General features: G+C 71.4%; 16 protein-coding genes and 1 tRNA gene. 12 read left to right on the top strand and 5 right to left on the bottom strand.

What is annotated here, in order from left to right; translation table 11 throughout:
* The first annotated feature begins 6 nt into the window (after positions 1 to 6).
* Positions 7 to 627 (top strand): DUF4232 domain-containing protein, encoded by a 621-nt coding sequence (locus ACIO3P_RS33775; protein WP_401851121.1) that lies wholly within the window; start codon positions 7 to 9, stop codon positions 625 to 627.
* A gap of 135 nt (positions 628 to 762) precedes the next feature.
* On the opposite strand, the gene ACIO3P_RS33770 is transcribed toward ACIO3P_RS33775, so the two are convergent.
* Positions 763 to 834 (bottom strand) — tRNA-Arg (locus ACIO3P_RS33770).
* 110 nt (positions 835 to 944) lie between these two features.
* Positions 945 to 1,949 carry a Ku protein gene (locus ACIO3P_RS33765; RefSeq protein WP_401851124.1) on the bottom strand — a complete coding sequence of 335 codons (1,005 nt, stop codon included), beginning with the start codon at positions 1,947 to 1,949 and terminating at the stop codon, positions 945 to 947.
* Positions 1,950 to 2,019: 70 nt separating this feature from the next.
* On the opposite strand from ACIO3P_RS33765, the gene ligD reads away from it, so the two are divergent.
* Positions 2,020 to 2,913: a non-homologous end-joining DNA ligase gene (gene ligD / locus ACIO3P_RS33760; RefSeq protein ID WP_401851126.1), complete on the top strand. Its 894-nt coding sequence runs from the start codon at positions 2,020 to 2,022 to the stop codon at positions 2,911 to 2,913.
* Positions 2,914 to 2,979: 66 nt separating this feature from the next.
* On the opposite strand, the gene ACIO3P_RS33755 is transcribed toward ligD, so the two are convergent.
* Positions 2,980 to 3,831 (bottom strand): nuclease-related domain-containing protein, encoded by an 852-nt coding sequence (locus ACIO3P_RS33755; RefSeq protein WP_401851127.1) that lies wholly within the window; start codon positions 3,829 to 3,831, stop codon positions 2,980 to 2,982.
* Between the two features lie 189 nt (positions 3,832 to 4,020).
* On the opposite strand from ACIO3P_RS33755, the gene ACIO3P_RS33750 reads away from it, so the two are divergent.
* From ACIO3P_RS33750 to ACIO3P_RS33730, 5 genes are all read left to right on the top strand, one after another.
* Positions 4,021 to 4,380, top strand: coding sequence for a zinc-ribbon domain-containing protein (locus ACIO3P_RS33750; protein WP_401851129.1), 360 nt, complete (start codon positions 4,021 to 4,023; stop codon positions 4,378 to 4,380).
* Positions 4,381 to 4,591: 211 nt separating this feature from the next.
* Entirely contained in the window at positions 4,592 to 5,044 is a 453-nt protein-coding gene (locus ACIO3P_RS33745; RefSeq protein WP_401851130.1) for an SH3 domain-containing protein, read from the top strand.
* Positions 5,045 to 5,159: 115 nt separating this feature from the next.
* Positions 5,160 to 6,548 carry an FtsW/RodA/SpoVE family cell cycle protein gene (locus ACIO3P_RS33740; protein WP_401851132.1) on the top strand — a complete coding sequence of 463 codons (1,389 nt, stop codon included), beginning with the start codon at positions 5,160 to 5,162 and terminating at the stop codon, positions 6,546 to 6,548.
* Positions 6,545 to 8,002, top strand: coding sequence for a penicillin-binding transpeptidase domain-containing protein (locus tag ACIO3P_RS33735; RefSeq protein ID WP_401851133.1), 1,458 nt, complete (start codon positions 6,545 to 6,547; stop codon positions 8,000 to 8,002). Before ACIO3P_RS33740 ends, ACIO3P_RS33735 begins: the two co-directional genes overlap by 4 nt.
* A 60-nt stretch (positions 8,003 to 8,062) precedes the next feature.
* Positions 8,063 to 9,154 carry an amidase family protein gene (locus ACIO3P_RS33730; RefSeq protein WP_401851135.1) on the top strand — a complete coding sequence of 364 codons (1,092 nt, stop codon included), beginning with the start codon at positions 8,063 to 8,065 and terminating at the stop codon, positions 9,152 to 9,154.
* Positions 9,155 to 9,191: 37 nt separating this feature from the next.
* Here ACIO3P_RS33730 and ACIO3P_RS33725 read toward each other — a convergent pair whose 3' ends face one another.
* Positions 9,192 to 10,091 (bottom strand): ADP-ribosylglycohydrolase family protein, encoded by a 900-nt coding sequence (locus ACIO3P_RS33725; protein ID WP_401851137.1) that lies wholly within the window; start codon positions 10,089 to 10,091, stop codon positions 9,192 to 9,194.
* A gap of 116 nt (positions 10,092 to 10,207) precedes the next feature.
* Here ACIO3P_RS33725 and ACIO3P_RS33720 point away from each other — a divergent pair, with 116 nt between their 5' ends.
* The gene (locus tag ACIO3P_RS33720) at positions 10,208 to 11,146 is read left to right on the top strand and encodes an alpha/beta fold hydrolase (protein WP_329829428.1); all 939 of its coding nucleotides are present in this window, start codon (positions 10,208 to 10,210) and stop codon (positions 11,144 to 11,146) included.
* A 120-nt stretch (positions 11,147 to 11,266) separates the two neighbouring features.
* Complete coding sequence (locus tag ACIO3P_RS33715) at positions 11,267 to 12,220, top strand: diiron oxygenase (RefSeq protein ID WP_401851140.1); 954 nt, start codon at positions 11,267 to 11,269, stop codon at positions 12,218 to 12,220.
* A 1,067-nt stretch (positions 12,221 to 13,287) separates the two neighbouring features.
* Here the strand turns inward: ACIO3P_RS33715 and ACIO3P_RS33710 are convergent.
* Positions 13,288 to 13,611: a hypothetical protein gene (locus ACIO3P_RS33710; protein ID WP_329829426.1), complete on the bottom strand. Its 324-nt coding sequence runs from the start codon at positions 13,609 to 13,611 to the stop codon at positions 13,288 to 13,290.
* 176 nt (positions 13,612 to 13,787) lie between these two features.
* On the opposite strand from ACIO3P_RS33710, the gene ACIO3P_RS33705 reads away from it, so the two are divergent.
* From ACIO3P_RS33705 to ACIO3P_RS33695, 3 genes are read left to right on the top strand one after another with little or no spacing between them, the layout of a single operon-like run.
* Positions 13,788 to 14,642, top strand: coding sequence for a helix-turn-helix domain-containing protein (locus tag ACIO3P_RS33705; RefSeq protein WP_401851142.1), 855 nt, complete (start codon positions 13,788 to 13,790; stop codon positions 14,640 to 14,642).
* 14 nt (positions 14,643 to 14,656) lie between these two features.
* Positions 14,657 to 14,854, top strand: coding sequence for a DUF397 domain-containing protein (locus ACIO3P_RS33700; RefSeq protein WP_401851144.1), 198 nt, complete (start codon positions 14,657 to 14,659; stop codon positions 14,852 to 14,854).
* 21 nt (positions 14,855 to 14,875) lie between these two features.
* On the top strand, positions 14,876 to 15,073 hold the full coding sequence (locus ACIO3P_RS33695) for a DUF397 domain-containing protein (protein ID WP_401851147.1): 198 nt from the start codon (positions 14,876 to 14,878) through the stop codon (positions 15,071 to 15,073).
* Position 15,074: the final 1 nt, after the last annotated feature.

Raw genomic sequence — 15,074 nt, 5'->3', positions numbered from 1 at the left:
CGCCGCGTGACCGTCATACGCATCGGACATGTCCTGACCCTCGCCGTGGCTGCCGTACTGGCTACCGGTTGCAGCAGCCTGGAGCGGGAGCTGGAGCGCGAGCGCAACCCCGCGAGGACCGCGACGCCGGAGCCCGCACCGCCGGTGGTGCCCACGGACCGGGCCCTGCCGACCGTCGCGCCGTCCGAGCCCGCCGCTCCTGCCACGGCCTGTCCCGAGTCGGGCGTGCGGATCGCGCCCGGGCTGGTCCAGGGTGCGATGGGGCTGCGTGCCATGACCGTGACGCTGACCAACTGCGGTACGCGCCCGTACGAGTTGAACGGTTACCCCTCCGTCCGGGTCCTGGACGAGGACCGCGATCCGTACGACATCACGGTCCACCAGGGAACGGACGCCATCCCGATGGCGGGGCCCGCCCCTGACCCCGCACCGCTGACCCTGAAGCCCGGCGAGTCGGCCTGGTCGGGGCTGAGCTGGCGCATGATGTCGCCCGACGCGTCGAGGACCTTTGTGGAGATCACCCCGGCCGCCGGGGAACGCCCCCAGACCGTGGAGACGATGGACGGCCCGCTCGACCTGACGGACACCGGCCAACTCGGGACGACACCCTGGCAGAAGTCCGACTGACACCCCCACGCACCGGACCGGACCGGACCGGTGCGGGCAAACGAGAAGAGCGGGAGTCAGTGGTAACTGACTCCCGCTCTCTCATGTCGGCATCCGCCCTGGTCACCTACCAGCTCTGGTAGGTGGTACGGCGAGTGCCCCCGGCAGGATTCGAACCTGCGCACACGGCTCCGGAGGCCGTTGCTCTATCCCCTGAGCTACGGGGGCGTACCGCCTGTGTTGCTTGGCGACGAAGGAAACCCTACCAGCTTCGACGGGGTGGCCGTGAACAGGTATTTCGGGGTCTCGTATCGGGGGTCCGGGGCGCCGGGCGGGGGTCAGGCCGAGGCTCGCTTGGTGGTGGTCGAGCGGGGCTTGGCCGTGGTCTTCTTCTGCGTGGCCTTCTTTGCCGTCGTCTTCTTCGCGGCTGTCTTCTTGGCTGCCGTCTTCTTGGCTGCCGTGTTCTTCGGCGCCGCTTCCTTCGTGGCGGCGTCCTTGGACGTCGCCGTCGCCTTGCGTCTTCTGGTCGGGAGGTCCGTCACCTCCGCGACCTGCTTGTCCTCCCCCCGCGCCTCCTTCGCCGCGCGCACGCTGTTCTCCAGCGCCGCCATCAGGTCGAGGACGCGCCCGCCCTGGGCCTCCGCCGGCTCGTGCTCGGGGGGCGGGCCGCCCTCCGACTTCGCGGCGATCATCTCCTCGACCGCCTCCCGGTAGTCGTCGTGCAGCGAGTCGAGGTCGACGGAGCCGAGGGTGTCCATCAGGGCGTCGGCCAGGTCGAGTTCGGCGTCGCGTACGGTGACCTCGGTCTCCGGGGCGACGCCCTCGGGTGTGCGGATCTCGTCCGGCCAGAGCAGGCCGTGCATGGCGATCACGTCACCGACCACGCGCAGCATCCCCAGCCGCTCCCGGCCCCGTAGCGCGAATTTGGCGACGGCCACCTTCTGGCTGCGCTTCAGCGCCTCGCGCAGCAGGGTGTACGGCTTGGCGGCCGGGACGCCGCTCGCGGAGAGGTAGTACGCCGTGTCCATCTGGAGCGGGTCGATCGAGGACGCCGGGACGAACGCGACGATCTCGATCGTCTTCGCCGTCGGCAGCGGCAGTCCGGCCAGGTCGGCGTCGGTGATCGGGATCATGGTGCCGGTCGCGTCCTCGTACGCCTTGCCGATGTCGGGGGTCGCCACCTCCTCCTGGTCCAGTTCGCAGACCTTCCGGTAGCGGATCCGGCCGCCGTCCGCCTTGTGGATCTGGCGGAAGGAGATGGAGTGGTTCTCGGTGGCGTTCACCAGCTTGATCGGGATGCTGACCAGCCCGAAGGAGATCGCGCCGTTCCATATGGATCGCAAGGTTCCGCACCTTTCATCCAGGAAGAAGAGGTAAGCGAGGTTCCTGATGAATGTATGGGATTCTCATCTTATGACGCCTGTCACCGAGGTGGAGGGGCGGCGCCTGGCCCTGAGCAATCTGGACAAGGTCCTGTACGCCGCCACCGGCACCACCAAGGGCGAGGTCCTGCACTATTACGCCCGTACGGCGGCCCCTCTGCTGGCCCATCTCAGCGACCGCCCCGTCTCCTTCCTCCGCTATCCGGACGGCCCCGACGGTCAGCTCTTCTTCACCAAGAACCCGCCGCCCGGTACCCCCTCCTGGGTACGCATCGCCGCCGTACCCCGCCGGACGGCCGACACCGGGAAACAGGTGGTGGTGGAGGGGCTGGCGGCGCTGATGTGGGCGGCGAACCTGGTCGTGGAGTTCCATACGCACCAGTGGCGGGCCGAGGCGCCCGAACGCGCCGACCGGCTGGTGTTCGACCTCGATCCCGGGGCGCCGGCGACCGCCGTCGAGTGCTGCGCGGTGGCGCTCTGGCTGCGCGGGCGGCTGGGCGACGACGGGCTCGCCGCGTATGTGAAGACCTCGGGGTCCAAAGGGCTCCATGTGCTCGTACCGCTGGTACGGACGCCTTCGGCGGAGGTCTCCGCCTATGCGAAGGGCCTCGCCGTCGAGGCCGAGGCCGCGCTGCCGGGGCTGGTGGTGCACCGGATGAGCCGGTCGCTGCGGCCGGGGAAGGTCTTCGTCGACCACAGCCAGAACGCCGCCGCGAAGACGACCGCGGCGCCGTACACCCTGCGGGCACGCCGGGAGCCGACCGTCTCCACGCCGCTGACCTGGGAAGAGGTCGAGGGTTGCACGGCCGCCTCGGAGCTGGTCTTCCGGCTGGACGACATCGCCGCGCGGCTGGAGCGGTACGGGGACCTGCTGGCGCCGCTCGCCGCCGGGGAGGGAGCGGGGGCGCTTCCGCCGCCCGCCTGATGTCGTCCGATGATCGCCTGATGCCCGTCTGATGCTCTCTTAAAGGCGGCACCTCCTGGGTCGGCCTTATACGCGTCGCCAGGTGTGGCGGTTCCTCGCCGTCGCGTACAGCGTCTCGATGTCCGCCGGCTTCAGTACGCCGCCGAGCGACGCCAGCGCCGGAATGTCCGTCTCGCTCAGGATCCGTACGTCCGGCGGGGCCGGCAGGGCGCGGGGCGGGTGCGCCTCCACCACGGCCAGTACGGGGCGTACGGCCGTGGCCAGCGCGAGCGAGGCGCGCTCCGCGTCGCGGCGGGCCCAGCGCAGGTGCGGCAGCGGTTCGCCGCGCCCCGTGGTGACCAGCGGGTCGTCCACCCGGACGCGCCGGCCACCGGCCGCGAGGGTCCGTACGGTCAGGACGCCCGCCGGGCCGATCGCCAGGTGGTCGATACGGGCGGCGCCGGGGAGCGGGATCGAGTGCAGGACCCGCCAGCCCGCGCCCTCCAGGGCGTCGAGCGCCGCGCCGAGGATCTGCTGGGCCGCCAGCTCCGCGCGGCGGGGGTCCTGGCGGCGCCAGAGGACGGAAAGGGCCGACAGGGCGGAAAGGGCCGGGAGCCGCTGCCCCTCGACGGGTTCCTCGTGGTCGTCCAGTACGGCGTGCAGCGCCTCGCCCGGACGGTTGGGCGCCAGGTCGTCGTCGGGGTGGAGCGAGAGCCGGTCGAGTTCGGCGGGGGTCGGCACGGGGGCCGGTCCCACGGTCACCTCGCCCGCGAGGTACGGCGCCAGCGCGGCCAGTACGTCCTCGCGGCCCGCGCCGGTGAGCAGATTGACCCGGCCGGTTCCCTTGTCGTACCAGGCGACGGCCGTGCCGTCCCGTCTGCTGACGTAGAGCCGGTCCCGGCCCCGCCGGTACCCCGGTGTGACGCGTAAGCCAGTCATGCCGCCCCCATCCCCCGCACCATGGGAACAGCAGTCCGACCGCGCGGGCAAGAGCGCCTGAGGGCGCCTGCCTGCCCGGACCGCCAGGACTGCCCGGACCGCCAGGACTGCCCGGACTGCCCGATACCGGCGGCGTACGGCACACTCTCCTCGAACACTCTCGGCCATTCCCAGGTAAGGAATCGACTCATGATCATCTTTGGCACCAAGGGGTACCTCTACCAACTGGCGATATTGACGCTGGTCTGCGGCCACTGCGGCAATCCCTCGGCGCACACCCTCAGGAAGCGCGTCACCAAGTTCACGCTCTTCTTCATCCCACTGTTCCCGTTCTCCACGAAGTTCGCGACACAGTGCACCTTCTGCGGCGTGGACCAGCAGATCTCCAAGGAGCAGGCCGACCAGCTCCTCGCCCAGAGCGCGGAGCACAGCGCCGGCGGCCAGCAGTACGGGCAGCCCGGCGGCGCCCCGGCGTACGGACAGTCGCAGCAGCCCGGACAGCCGGGGCAGCCCGGACAGCCCGGACAGGGGAATCCTTACCAGCGGTGAAACGGGGCCGTCGCCCCACGCCCCTCCGGCCCGGCCTGCCCTTCGTCACCCCTTGACCTGAACCTTTCTGACGGTTTGTACCGTATTGCGGACCCCGAGTGACGGCCCTAGCGTGATCACACGAGCACGAGCCACCTGCCGGAATCACCGGCTCCTCGCCCCTCAGGTTCGATCAGGTTCGATTCGGTTCGATCAGGTTCAAGGAGTCACCATGCCCCCGCGTTCCCTCCGCCGCACCGCCGCCGCCCTCGCCGTCGCCACCGTCACCGCCGCGACCCTCGCCACCGCCGTCGCACCCGCCGTCGCGCGAACGGCCGATGACGGGGCGCCGGCCACCGGAACGGCGCCCACCGGAACGGCAGCCACCGGCACCGCGGCGTCGGCGTCCACCGGAACGGCCGCCGCCGACTCCCCCCGCGCGGTCCCCGGCAGGTACCGGGGCGAGGTCGTCGCCAGGACCGGGCTCATCCTCCGCGACAAGCCGACCCGCGCCAGCCGGGACATCGGCGAGCTGCCCTACGGAGCCATCGTGCGGATCTTCTGCAAGGTGGAGGGCGGGTCCGTGGACGGCAACGACCACTGGTACCTCCTCGCCGACGGCAGCTACGCATGGGCGTCCGCCCGCTACATCCGCAGCCTCGACGAGATCCCGCACTGGTGCTGACGGACCGTCCATGAAGGAGGGCCGCCCGTGCGACGTGGCGCGCCCGTGAAGGCGGCGTGCCGCATGAATCCGCATAAGCGGACATAAGGCGCGCCGCCTTGCTACGTTGCGAGGCATGACCGCAACGAGGGCGGACGCTCCCCCACCCGAGCCACGTCTCCCCAAGCGCCGCGGCGTCGAACTCTCCCTGCTCCTCTGCGCCGTCCTCATCTCCGTCTTCGGTTACGTCGCCGTCGGCCTCGGCAAGGACCGCGCCGTACCGCCGGACGCGCTCGGTTACGGCGCCGGCCTCGGCGCGCTCGCGCTCCTCGCGCACCTCGCGGTCCGTCTGCGCGCCCCGTACGCGGATCCGCTGCTGCTCCCCATCGCGATCCTGCTCAACGGGCTGGGCCTCGTCCTGATCTACCGGCTCGACCTGGAGACCCCGGACGACCGGGCCGCGCCCACCCAACTCGTCTGGTCCACCCTGGGCGTGGCGCTGTTCATCGCCGCCGTCGTGTTCCTGCGCGATCACCGCGTGCTGGCGCGGTACGCGTATCTCTCCGTCGCCACCGCGCTCTTCCTGCTGGTCCTGCCGATCGCCTTCCCCGCCGTGAACGGGGCCAAGATCTGGATCAGGTTCGGCGGATTCTCGTTCCAGCCCGGCGAGTTCGCGAAGATCCTGCTCGCCGTCTTCTTCGCCGCGTATCTCGCCGCCAACCGCAACGCCCTGACGTACACGGGCCGGAGGTTCCAGTTGCCCATGGGGCGGGTCCTCGGTCCGCTGGTGGCGATCTGGCTGCTCAGCGTGCTGGTCCTGGTCCTCGAACGGGATCTGGGCACCTCGCTGCTCTTCTTCGGGCTGTTCGTGGTGATGCTGTACGTCGCGACGGGGCGCACCGGCTGGATCGCGGCCGGTCTGCTGCTCGCCGCGGTCGGCGCCTACGCGGTCGGCTCGCTCGAACCGCATGTCCACAGCCGCGTGGAGGACTGGCTCCACCCGTTCGCCTCCATCGCCGCGGGCCAGGGTCCCGGGCAGCTCGCCCAGTCGCTCTTCGCGTTCGCCGCGGGCGGGATGTTCGGTACGGGGCTCGGGCTCGGCCGGTCCATCCTGATCGGCTTCGCCGCCAAGTCGGACTTCATCCTGGCGACGGCGGGCGAGGAGCTGGGGCTGGTCGGGCTGACGGCCCTCTTCCTGCTGTACGCGCTGCTGGTGGCCCGTGGCTTCCGCGCCGGGCTCGCGCTGCGCGACCCGTTCGGCCGTCTGCTCGCCATCGGCCTCTCCTCGCTCCTGGGCCTCCAGGTCTTCGTCATCGCGGGCGGGGTGATGGGGCTGATCCCGCTGACGGGGATGGCGATGCCGTTCCTGGCGCAGGGCGGCTCGTCCGTCGTCACCAACTGGATCATCATCGCGCTGCTGATGCGGCTCAGCGACTCGGCCCGCAGCCCGGTGCCGAGTCCGGGGCCGGGCCCGGGGCCTGCACCCGCACCGGCCCCCGGCACGGCCTTCGAGGGGCCGCGATGACCCGCTGCATCCGGTGGACCGCCGGCTTCTTCCTCCTTCTCCTGGCCGCGCTGCTCGTCAACGCGGCCAGGATCCAGGTGCTCGACGCGGACGACCTCGACCACAACCCCGCCAACCGCCGTGACACCGTGGCCCGTTACTCCCAGAAGCGCGGCGACATCCTGGTCGACGGCAAGGCCGTCACCGGCTCCAGGGACACCGGGGAGCATCTGCGCTACGAGCGCACGTACCTCCACGGCCCGCTGTACGCGCCCGTCACCGGCTACGCCTCCCAGACGTACGGCACGACGCTCCTGGAGAACACCGAGGACCCGATCCTCTCCGGTACGGACCCGATGCTCGCCCCGTTCCCCTTCTGGAACGACATCACCCGCAGCCGGCAGCCCGGCGGCGACGTCGCCACCACGGTCAACGCGTCGATGCAGCGCGCCGCGTACGAGGGGCTCGCCGGGCGGCGGGGCGCGGTCGCGGCGGTCGAGCCGTTCAGCGGGCGGATCCTGGCGCTGGTCAGCAGCCCGTCGTACGACCCGGGGGCGCTCTCGGGCACGGGGAGCGGCGTGGCGGACGCGTGGGCGCGGCTGAACGGCGAGAGCGCGCAGCCGATGCTCAACCGGGCCATCCGGGGGACGTATCCGCCCGGCTCCACCTTCAAGATCGTGACGGCGGCGGCAGCGCTGGACTCCGGCACGGTCACGGACCCCGACGCGCCGACCGGCATCGCGGAGCCGTACGTCCTGCCGGGCACGGACACGACGCTGCCCAACGAGGCGGAGGGGTGCGACCGGGCCTCGCTGGCGTACGCGATCCAGTGGTCCTGCAACACGGTGATGGCCGGGCTCGGGGTGCGGACCGGGCAGTCCGACATGCTCGACACCGTACGGAAGTTCGGCTTCAACGACACCGGGATCAGGATCCCCTCCGGGGTCGCCGCCTCGCACTTCGACACCCGGATGAGCGACGACCAGCTCGCGCTGTCGTCGATCGGGCAGTTCGACACCCGGGCCACGCCGCTCCAGATGGCGATGGTCGCGTCGGCCGTCGCGAACGGCGGGGACCTCAAGTACCCGTACCTGGTGGACCGGACGCTCGCCTCGGACGGCGACATCGTCTCCCGTACGGGACAGCGCTCGTACGCCCGCGCGATGAACCCGCTCACGGCGCAGCGGCTGCGGACGATGATGATCGACGCGGTGGAGGACGGTACGGGGTCGAACGCGGCGATCGACGGGGCGACGGTCGGCGGGAAGACCGGGACGGCGCAGCACGGGGTGGACAACACCGGTACGCCGTACGCCTGGTTCATCGCCTGGGCCCAGTCGGGCACCTCGGGCCGGCCGGCGGTCGCGGTGGCGGTGGTCGTGGAGGACGCGGAGGCGAAGCGGACGGACATCAGCGGCGGGGGCGACGCGGCGCCGATCGCGCGGGCGGTGATGGAGGCGGCGCTGCGAGACTAGTGCCGTCCTGCCTGGCGGAGGCGGAACGGGGGGGTAACGGGGCGTAACGGGGGGGGATTCATGGGCGGATCACCGGAGGCTGTCGCGGCGGCGCTCGCGCGGATCGGGCGGCTGGACCCCGCGCTCCACGCCTTCCTCGACGTATGGGACGAGGAGGCCGGGCGGCGGGCGGCGCGGGTGGATCGCGCGCTGCCCCTCGCGGGGACGCCGTTCGCGGTGAAGGGGCCGTCCGGGATCCGGTCGTACGCGGCGGGGCGGCTGATCGCGGCGGGCGCCGTGCCGGTCGGTTCGACGGCGGTGCCGGGGCCGGGTACGTACTGGCAGACCTGGGGGCAGGGCCGGGGCGGCCGTACGGTCAACCCGTACCGCGCGGACCGTACCCCCGGCGGTTCCTCGGCCGGTGCGGCGGTGGCGGTCGCGGCGGGGATGGTCCCGCTGGCGACGGGGAGCGACGGCGCCGGTTCCGTGCGGATCCCGGCGGCGTGGTGCGGGGTCTTCGGGCTGAAGACGACGAACGGCCTGCTGCCCTCCCCCGACCGTACGGGGCTGGCCTCGGCGGGCATCCTCGCGCGTACGGCGGCGCAGGCGCGCGGGTATCTGCGGTGGGTCCTGGACGCCCCCGAGGACGCGCGGCTGGTCCCGCTGCCGGTCCCGCTGCCCGTCCCGGCGGTGTACTCGGCGGATCTGGGCTTCGCGGAGGTGGATCCGCAGGTCGCGGCGGTGGTACGGGCTGCGGTGGACCGGCTGGAGGCGGCGGGGGTGGTACGGCTCGACGCGCGCCGGCGGCCGTTCGCGCTGCTCGACCCGTGCGAGGCGTGGCAGGCGATACGGGGCGGCGCGCGGCCTGAGGCGGCGGAGGCGGTACGGGCGGCCGAGGTGCGGGCGGAGAACGACCGGCGGCTGGACGCCCTGTTCGCCCGTACGCCGCTGCTGCTCACCCCGGTCACCCCGAATCGCCCGCATGGTCACGAGGGCCCGGGTGAGCTGTACTCGACGGCGCTGACCTGGGCGTTCAATGTGAGCGGGCACCCTGCGGCCAGCATCCCCGCCGGGTTCACGGCGGACGGCTGCCCGGTGGGGCTGCACCTGGTGACGGAGCGGGGGACGGAGGCGGCGCTCCTCGACATCGCCGTCGCGGCCGAGACGGCCTAGGCGGTGGCCCTGGGGTCGGCCACGGCCCCGGCTACGACTACGGCAGCGGCTCGCACCGCTCCCGCCACCGCGCCGGTACCGAACCCGTCCCCGTACGGGCCGCGACGATGCCCCCGGTGATGGCGCAGGTCGTGTCGGTGTCGCCGAACCCCTCCACCGTGGACCAGAGCGCGGCCGTCAGGTCGTCGCGGTGGCGGGCCGCCGTCCAGACCGCGAAGGGGACGGTGTCGTCGGCGCGGATGCGCCGGCCGCTGCCGAGCAGGTCCGCCGCCTTGCGGGGCTCGGTGGTGAAGGGCAGCTCCGCCGCGCGGGCCAGGCCGTCCCGTACCGGGCCCTCCGGGGTGGCGCGGGCGACGGCCGCCACGGTGAGTTCGGACCGTACGGACAGGGCCGCCGCCACGGCGACCGCCACCGCGCCCGCGATGCCCTGCGGGTGGGCGTGGGTGACCTCGGCCGACAGGACGGCCTGACGCTCGACGTCCGCGAGGTCGCCCGCGAACCGGGCGCCGAGCGGCGCCACCCGCATCGCCGCGCCGTTGCCGAGGCTGCCGCCCTCGAAGAGGCCGGGCGCCAGCGCCCGCCAGTCCTGCGGCCGGTCGAGCAGGGCGGGGAGCAGCATGTGCATGCCGTGGCCGTAGCCGCGCCCCGGGCCAGACTCGTACGCGAGGGCGAACGCCGAGGCCAGCCGGTCCTGTTCGACGGTGCCGTGCTCGTCCAGGACGCGGTGGAGGGCGAGGGCCATGGCCGTGTCGTCCGTCCAGGGCCATTCCAGCTCCTGGGGCGTGACCCGGGCCTTGATCTCCTCGTACGCGCGGTCGTGGTCGCGGGAGAGGGGGAACCAGCGTTCACCGAAGGCGTCGCCCAGGGCGAGCCCCTCCAGGCTGCGGCGGGCGGCTTCGCGGTCAACACCTGTTCGTCGGGCGGTCATACACACCATGGTGCCGCGCGGCGCCGTTCCTTCTGGCTCTTATCCATTATGGGCTCATAGAAGGCCAGATTCCCTCGTTCCGGCGGATGATCTTCTCGTCCAACGGCCGTACTACCGTGATCCGCATGCCTCCTCCCTCTCTCTCCTCGCCCCTCCATGCCCATGACCACGGCGGCGAAGGACCGCCCCTCGTCCTGCTGCACGGCTCGGGCCGTTCGCTCGCCGACTGGGACGCCGTCGCACCGCTGCTCGTGCCGCACCACCGGGTGCTCGCCGTCGATCTGCCGGGGCACGGACGCTCCCCGGACGCGGGTGAACTGTCCGTCGGGGGCTGGTCGTTCGAGGCGGCCTGCGAGGCGATCGAGCGGACCGTGGCGGCGTACGGTCTCTCCGGCGCCCTGCCCGTGGGGCACTCCCTCGGCGGCATGATCGCCCTGCACCTCGCGGCCTCCGGGGCTGCTCCGAGCGCCGTCCCCGGCTCGGCTCCCGGCGCCGCTCCCGGTGCCGTGAACCTCGACGGCTTCTGGTGGAGCCGGCTCGCGCACTACCCGGGCCTCGACCCGGCCGCCGTCACCACGGGCCTCGACCGGATCGGCGCAATGGTGCGGTCGGCCGCCGGCCTGATCGCGCCCGCCGAGTACGTGGAGCAACAGGTGGCGTACGCGGGCACGTTCGGCATCCCGCGCGACCGCGCCGAGGCGACCATCCGCGCCTCGGTACGCGAACTGCCCGACGGCACCTTCCAGACGCTGCCCCTGCGGGAGACGGCGCTGGAGATGTTCGACGCGCTGGACGCCCTCGACCTGTTCGCGCTGGCGCGCCGCGTCCCGTGCCCGGTGCTCTGTGTACGGGGCCGGCGCGCGGGGCCCCCGACGCCGGGCATGGAGTGGTTCGAGGAGCTGACGGCCTCGCACGCGAAGGGCCTGGACGGGGACCTCGCGGCGCTCGCGGAGGAGCGTACGCACCCCACCTTTGTCGAGGACATCGACGCGACGCACGCGATGCTGCTGGAGGAGCCGGAGGCGGTCGCCGCGCTGCTGCTCGCCTTCACCCGCACGCTCTGACGCACCGCACAAGGGATCGGCACACAAGGGATTGACGACCTTACTGACAGGTAGTCTCATAAGAGGTGACCGCCGGTAACACCAGTCGTCCGCCCAGCCGTGACCGTGAGGTGCGCCCGCATGACACCAGCGACCCCAGCGACACCAGTGACCGAACGCGACGCGCAGCTCCTCCGCGACGCGCTCGGCCCGCTCCGCGACCGCGAGCAGGTCGCGGAGCGGCTCCTCGAATCCTCCGCCAAGCACTCCTTCGACCCCGACAGGGAACTCGACTGGGAGGCACCGCCCGAGGACGGGAAGTGGTACTGGCCGCCCGAACTGGTCTCGCTCTACGACACGCCCCTGTGGCACACGATGCCCGAGGAACAGCGGATGGACCTGGCCCGGCACGAGGCCGCGTCACTCGCCTCCCTCGGCATCTGGTTCGAGATCATCCTGATGCAGCTCCTGGTCAGGCACATCTACGACAAGCCCGTGACCAGCAGTCACGTCCGGTACGCCCTCACCGAGATCGCGGACGAGTGCCGGCACTCGATGATGTTCGCGCGGCTGATCCAGAAGGGCGGGGCGCCGACCTACCCCGTACCGGGCAGGTACCACAACATGGCGCGCGTCCTGAAGACGGTCTCCACCACACCGGGTTCCTTCGCGGCCACGCTCCTCGGCGAGGAGATCCTCGACTGGATGCAGCGGCTGACGTTCCCGGACGAGCGGATCCAGCCCCTCGTACGCGGAGTGACCCGGATCCATGTCATCGAGGAGGCACGCCATGTGCGGTACGCACGCGAGGAGTTGCGGCGCCAGATGGTGACCGCGCCGCGCTGGGAGCAGGAGTTCACCCGGCTGAGCTGCGGCCAGGCGGCCCGGGTCTTCTCGGTCTGCTTCGTCAACCCGCAGGCGTACGCGAACGTCGGACTCGACCAGCGCGCGGCCGTAGCCCAGGTCAGGGCGAGCGGCCACCGACGCGAGGTCATGCAAGCGGGCGCGAAACGCCTGACGGACTTCCTGGACGACATAGGCGTCCTACGCGGCCCAGGCCGCAAGCTGTGGCAAGCCTCGGGCCTGCTGCCCTGACCTGGGGCGGAGTGCGGCGGGGCCGGGTGCGGGTTCGGGCCGGGGCCTGTCGGGGCGGCCCGGTGGTGTTTTATGGCGGGCGGTCCGCCCCCTCCCTGGTCCGATGATCGCGGCTCCGGGGCGCGCGTCAAGGGCGCTCCTACGTCGCGTCGGCTTCGCCGATTCCGCTTCGCTCCACCCTTGACCCCCACCCCTCCACCGCTGAAAAAGGCGTGGGGAGGGGGCGGGGGGGAGGGGTCCCCTGGGAAACACCGATGTCGCGGGGGTGGGTCCCAGGCTGGCGGCCGGTTCGCCCTGCGGGGCACGCGGCAGTGGAGTGGGGCGGTGGCGCGCTTCGTCAAGCGGCTCTCCACCGGCCGTGCGTTGAGCTTCATGCCCCGCTGGTCACCCGCCGCGGGTGAGAGGGTCGGGTGGATTCGAGGCGGGGACGTGACGTGTGGGGCGGGAGTGGTGCGCAACGGGGGTGTGCGCGCCGGGAGTTCCGGATAGGGGTGCCGGGAGTACGCAGGAATGGAACAACGGATGGACAACCCTCCAGCCAGGTAGGGCACATTAGGGCATAACGCATGCTTTTTGGGTGGGGAAGCACCCGATCGGACCTCCCGGCACCGCACCCCGCCCCGGCACCGCACCCAGCTCCGCCAAGTCGGCCCTCCCCGCCAAGTCGCACCACCCCACGCCGCATTCACCACCGCCCCCACCCACGGCGAATGACCAGCGGGGCATGAAGCCCAGCGCACGACCGGTCGACGGACGCTTGACGAAACGCGCCACCACCCCACTCCACTACCGCGCGCCCCGCAGGGCGAACCGGCCGCAAGCCTGGGACCGAGCGAAGGCACATCGGTGTTCCCCAGGGGACCCTCCCCCCCCCGCCCCCTCCCCACGCCTTTTCCAGCGGCGCAGGGGTGTGAGTCAAGGGTGGCCGAAGGCCATCGGCGAAGCCGACGCGACAAAGGAGCGCCCTTGACGCACACCCCGAAGCCGCGATCATCGAACCAGGGAGGGGGCGGGCTGCGGCGCCCAACTCACCCCCGGCCCACCCCACCAGGCCCCCGGCCCCCCGCTCACGCCGCCGGGGCGCTCACCTCTGGTGCGAGCCACACCACTCGGGACGCGCACCCGTCACCGCGTCCGAAGTACCGCGCCACATTCTCCGGTGCCGCAAGCCGCAACCGACCGCCGCCGCCCACCCGCGTGACCTCGGCCCCGCCGTCCTCGTGTGCCAGCCCCCAGGCGACGACGGCGGCGTCCCGGTCCCACTCGCCCTCCCCGTCGCGGTACTCCACAACGACGGCGAAGAGCCGGGGCGCGGTATCGCGCACGAGTGCGTACAACTCCCTCTCGTAATCGAACGAGTTCAGGGCGGAGTCCTGCGGCGATACGGTCATGACGATCCCCTTCGGTAGACACACCCGTCCGCCCACCCGAGACGCAGCAGGGCGCAACGGAGCGAAGACGCCTCGCGGCGTGGCCACTTGCTGTGGCGTGCCTCACACCGTAACGGCGTCACTATGATTCATCTACCTGCCTAAGGAGAGAGCATCCAAATGAGTGAGGGAGAAAAATGCGCCCCAAGCACATTCCTGCCACCGTGCGGCAGCGTCGTCTCGGCGCTGAACTGCGCAGGCTCCGCCAGCAGGCCGAGCTGACAACCGCGCAGGCGGGCGCACTCGACGGCTCCTCACAGCCGCGCATCAGCAGCATCGAATCGGGGCGTTACGCGGTGGGCGCGGACCGGGTTCGGGCCCTGGCCCGGAGCTATAGCTGCACTGATGAGGCGTACATCGAGGCGCTGGCAGAAATGACGGGAGGGCGCACACGTGGATGGTGGGACGAGTACCGCACTCTGATGCCGCCAGGCGCCCTCGACCTGGCCGAACTCGAACACCACACCACCTCGATGCGGACCTCAGCTATGGGCCACATTCCCGGGCTGCTCCAGACCAGGGCCTACGCCCACGCCGTCATCAGCGATGTCGTGCCGCCGTTCGCACCCCATGAGGTGGAACACCGGGTCTCCTTCCGGATCAAACGGCAGGTGGCGGTGTACGGAGAGAACCCGAAGCCGATGACGACCGTCCTTCATGAGGTCGCCCTGCACATGGGGTTCGGTGGCCCTGAAGTGACCCGGGCGCAGCTCATGCACCTGCTCGAAGTGAGCGAACTGGAGCACATCACGATCTCGGTCGTCCCTTTCGGGGCAGGCACGTTCCCGAGCGCCGGAACCGGCATCTACTACATGGCCGGAGCGGTCCCGGCCCTGGACACCGTTCAGCTCGACACAGATCATGGACTGACGTTCCTCGACGCCCCGCCGCAGTTGGCAAGGTATCGGATCATCCTGGACCACATTGAGCGTTGTAGCCTCAAACCATCAGAGTCCCGGGACCTGATCCGCCGCGTCGCGGCAGCGTTGTAAGAAGGGAAAGGCGCATGGCCGCTCTCCACTGGCAGAAGTCCTCCTACAGCGGCGATGGCAACGGCTGTGTCCACGTCGCCGCCGCCCCCGACGGCACCGTCAAGCTCGTCGAGAGCGACGACCCCGGCCTCATCCTCACCACCACCCCCGACAAACTCCACGCCTTCATACTCGGCGTCAAAGCCGGAGAGTTCGACCACTTCGTCACGTAGGCCCACCGAGGAGAACTAGGCGTGTCCGCCCTCCACTGGCAGAAATCCTCGTACAGCGGCTCGGCGAACGGCTGCGTCCACCTAGCCGCTGCCCCCGACGGCACCATCAAGCTCGTCGAAAGCGACGACCCCGGCCTCATCCTCACCACCACCCCCGACAAACTCCACGCCTTCATACTCGGCGTCAAAGCCGGAGAGTTCGACCACTTCGTCACGTAGG

Source organism: Streptomyces sp. NPDC087310, assembly GCF_044744405.1.
Classification (GTDB): Bacteria; Actinomycetota; Actinomycetes; order Streptomycetales; family Streptomycetaceae; genus Streptomyces.
This window is presented reverse-complemented; position numbering and strand designations above follow the sequence as displayed.

Excerpts from the sequence above, each read along its gene's own strand:
- ACIO3P_RS33710 (WP_329829426.1), bottom strand. The coding sequence starts at position 13,611 with ATGACCGTATCGCCGCAGGACTCCGCCCTGAACTCGTTCGATTACGAG.
- ACIO3P_RS33730 (WP_401851135.1), top strand. The coding sequence starts at position 8,063 with ATGGGCGGATCACCGGAGGCTGTCGCGGCGGCGCTCGCGCGGATCGGG.
- ACIO3P_RS33700 (WP_401851144.1), top strand. The coding sequence starts at position 14,657 with ATGGCCGCTCTCCACTGGCAGAAGTCCTCCTACAGCGGCGATGGCAAC.
- ACIO3P_RS33705 (WP_401851142.1), top strand. The coding sequence starts at position 13,788 with ATGCGCCCCAAGCACATTCCTGCCACCGTGCGGCAGCGTCGTCTCGGC.
- ACIO3P_RS33720 (WP_329829428.1), top strand. The coding sequence starts at position 10,208 with ATGCCTCCTCCCTCTCTCTCCTCGCCCCTCCATGCCCATGACCACGGC.
- ACIO3P_RS33715 (WP_401851140.1), top strand. The coding sequence starts at position 11,267 with ATGACACCAGCGACCCCAGCGACACCAGTGACCGAACGCGACGCGCAG.
- ACIO3P_RS33750 (WP_401851129.1), top strand. The coding sequence starts at position 4,021 with ATGATCATCTTTGGCACCAAGGGGTACCTCTACCAACTGGCGATATTG.
- ACIO3P_RS33745 (WP_401851130.1), top strand. The coding sequence starts at position 4,592 with ATGCCCCCGCGTTCCCTCCGCCGCACCGCCGCCGCCCTCGCCGTCGCC.
- ACIO3P_RS33740 (WP_401851132.1), top strand. The coding sequence starts at position 5,160 with ATGACCGCAACGAGGGCGGACGCTCCCCCACCCGAGCCACGTCTCCCC.
- ligD (WP_401851126.1), top strand. The coding sequence starts at position 2,020 with ATGACGCCTGTCACCGAGGTGGAGGGGCGGCGCCTGGCCCTGAGCAAT.
- ACIO3P_RS33735 (WP_401851133.1), top strand. The coding sequence starts at position 6,545 with ATGACCCGCTGCATCCGGTGGACCGCCGGCTTCTTCCTCCTTCTCCTG.
- ACIO3P_RS33755 (WP_401851127.1), bottom strand. The coding sequence starts at position 3,831 with ATGACTGGCTTACGCGTCACACCGGGGTACCGGCGGGGCCGGGACCGG.
- ACIO3P_RS33725 (WP_401851137.1), bottom strand. The coding sequence starts at position 10,091 with ATGGTGTGTATGACCGCCCGACGAACAGGTGTTGACCGCGAAGCCGCC.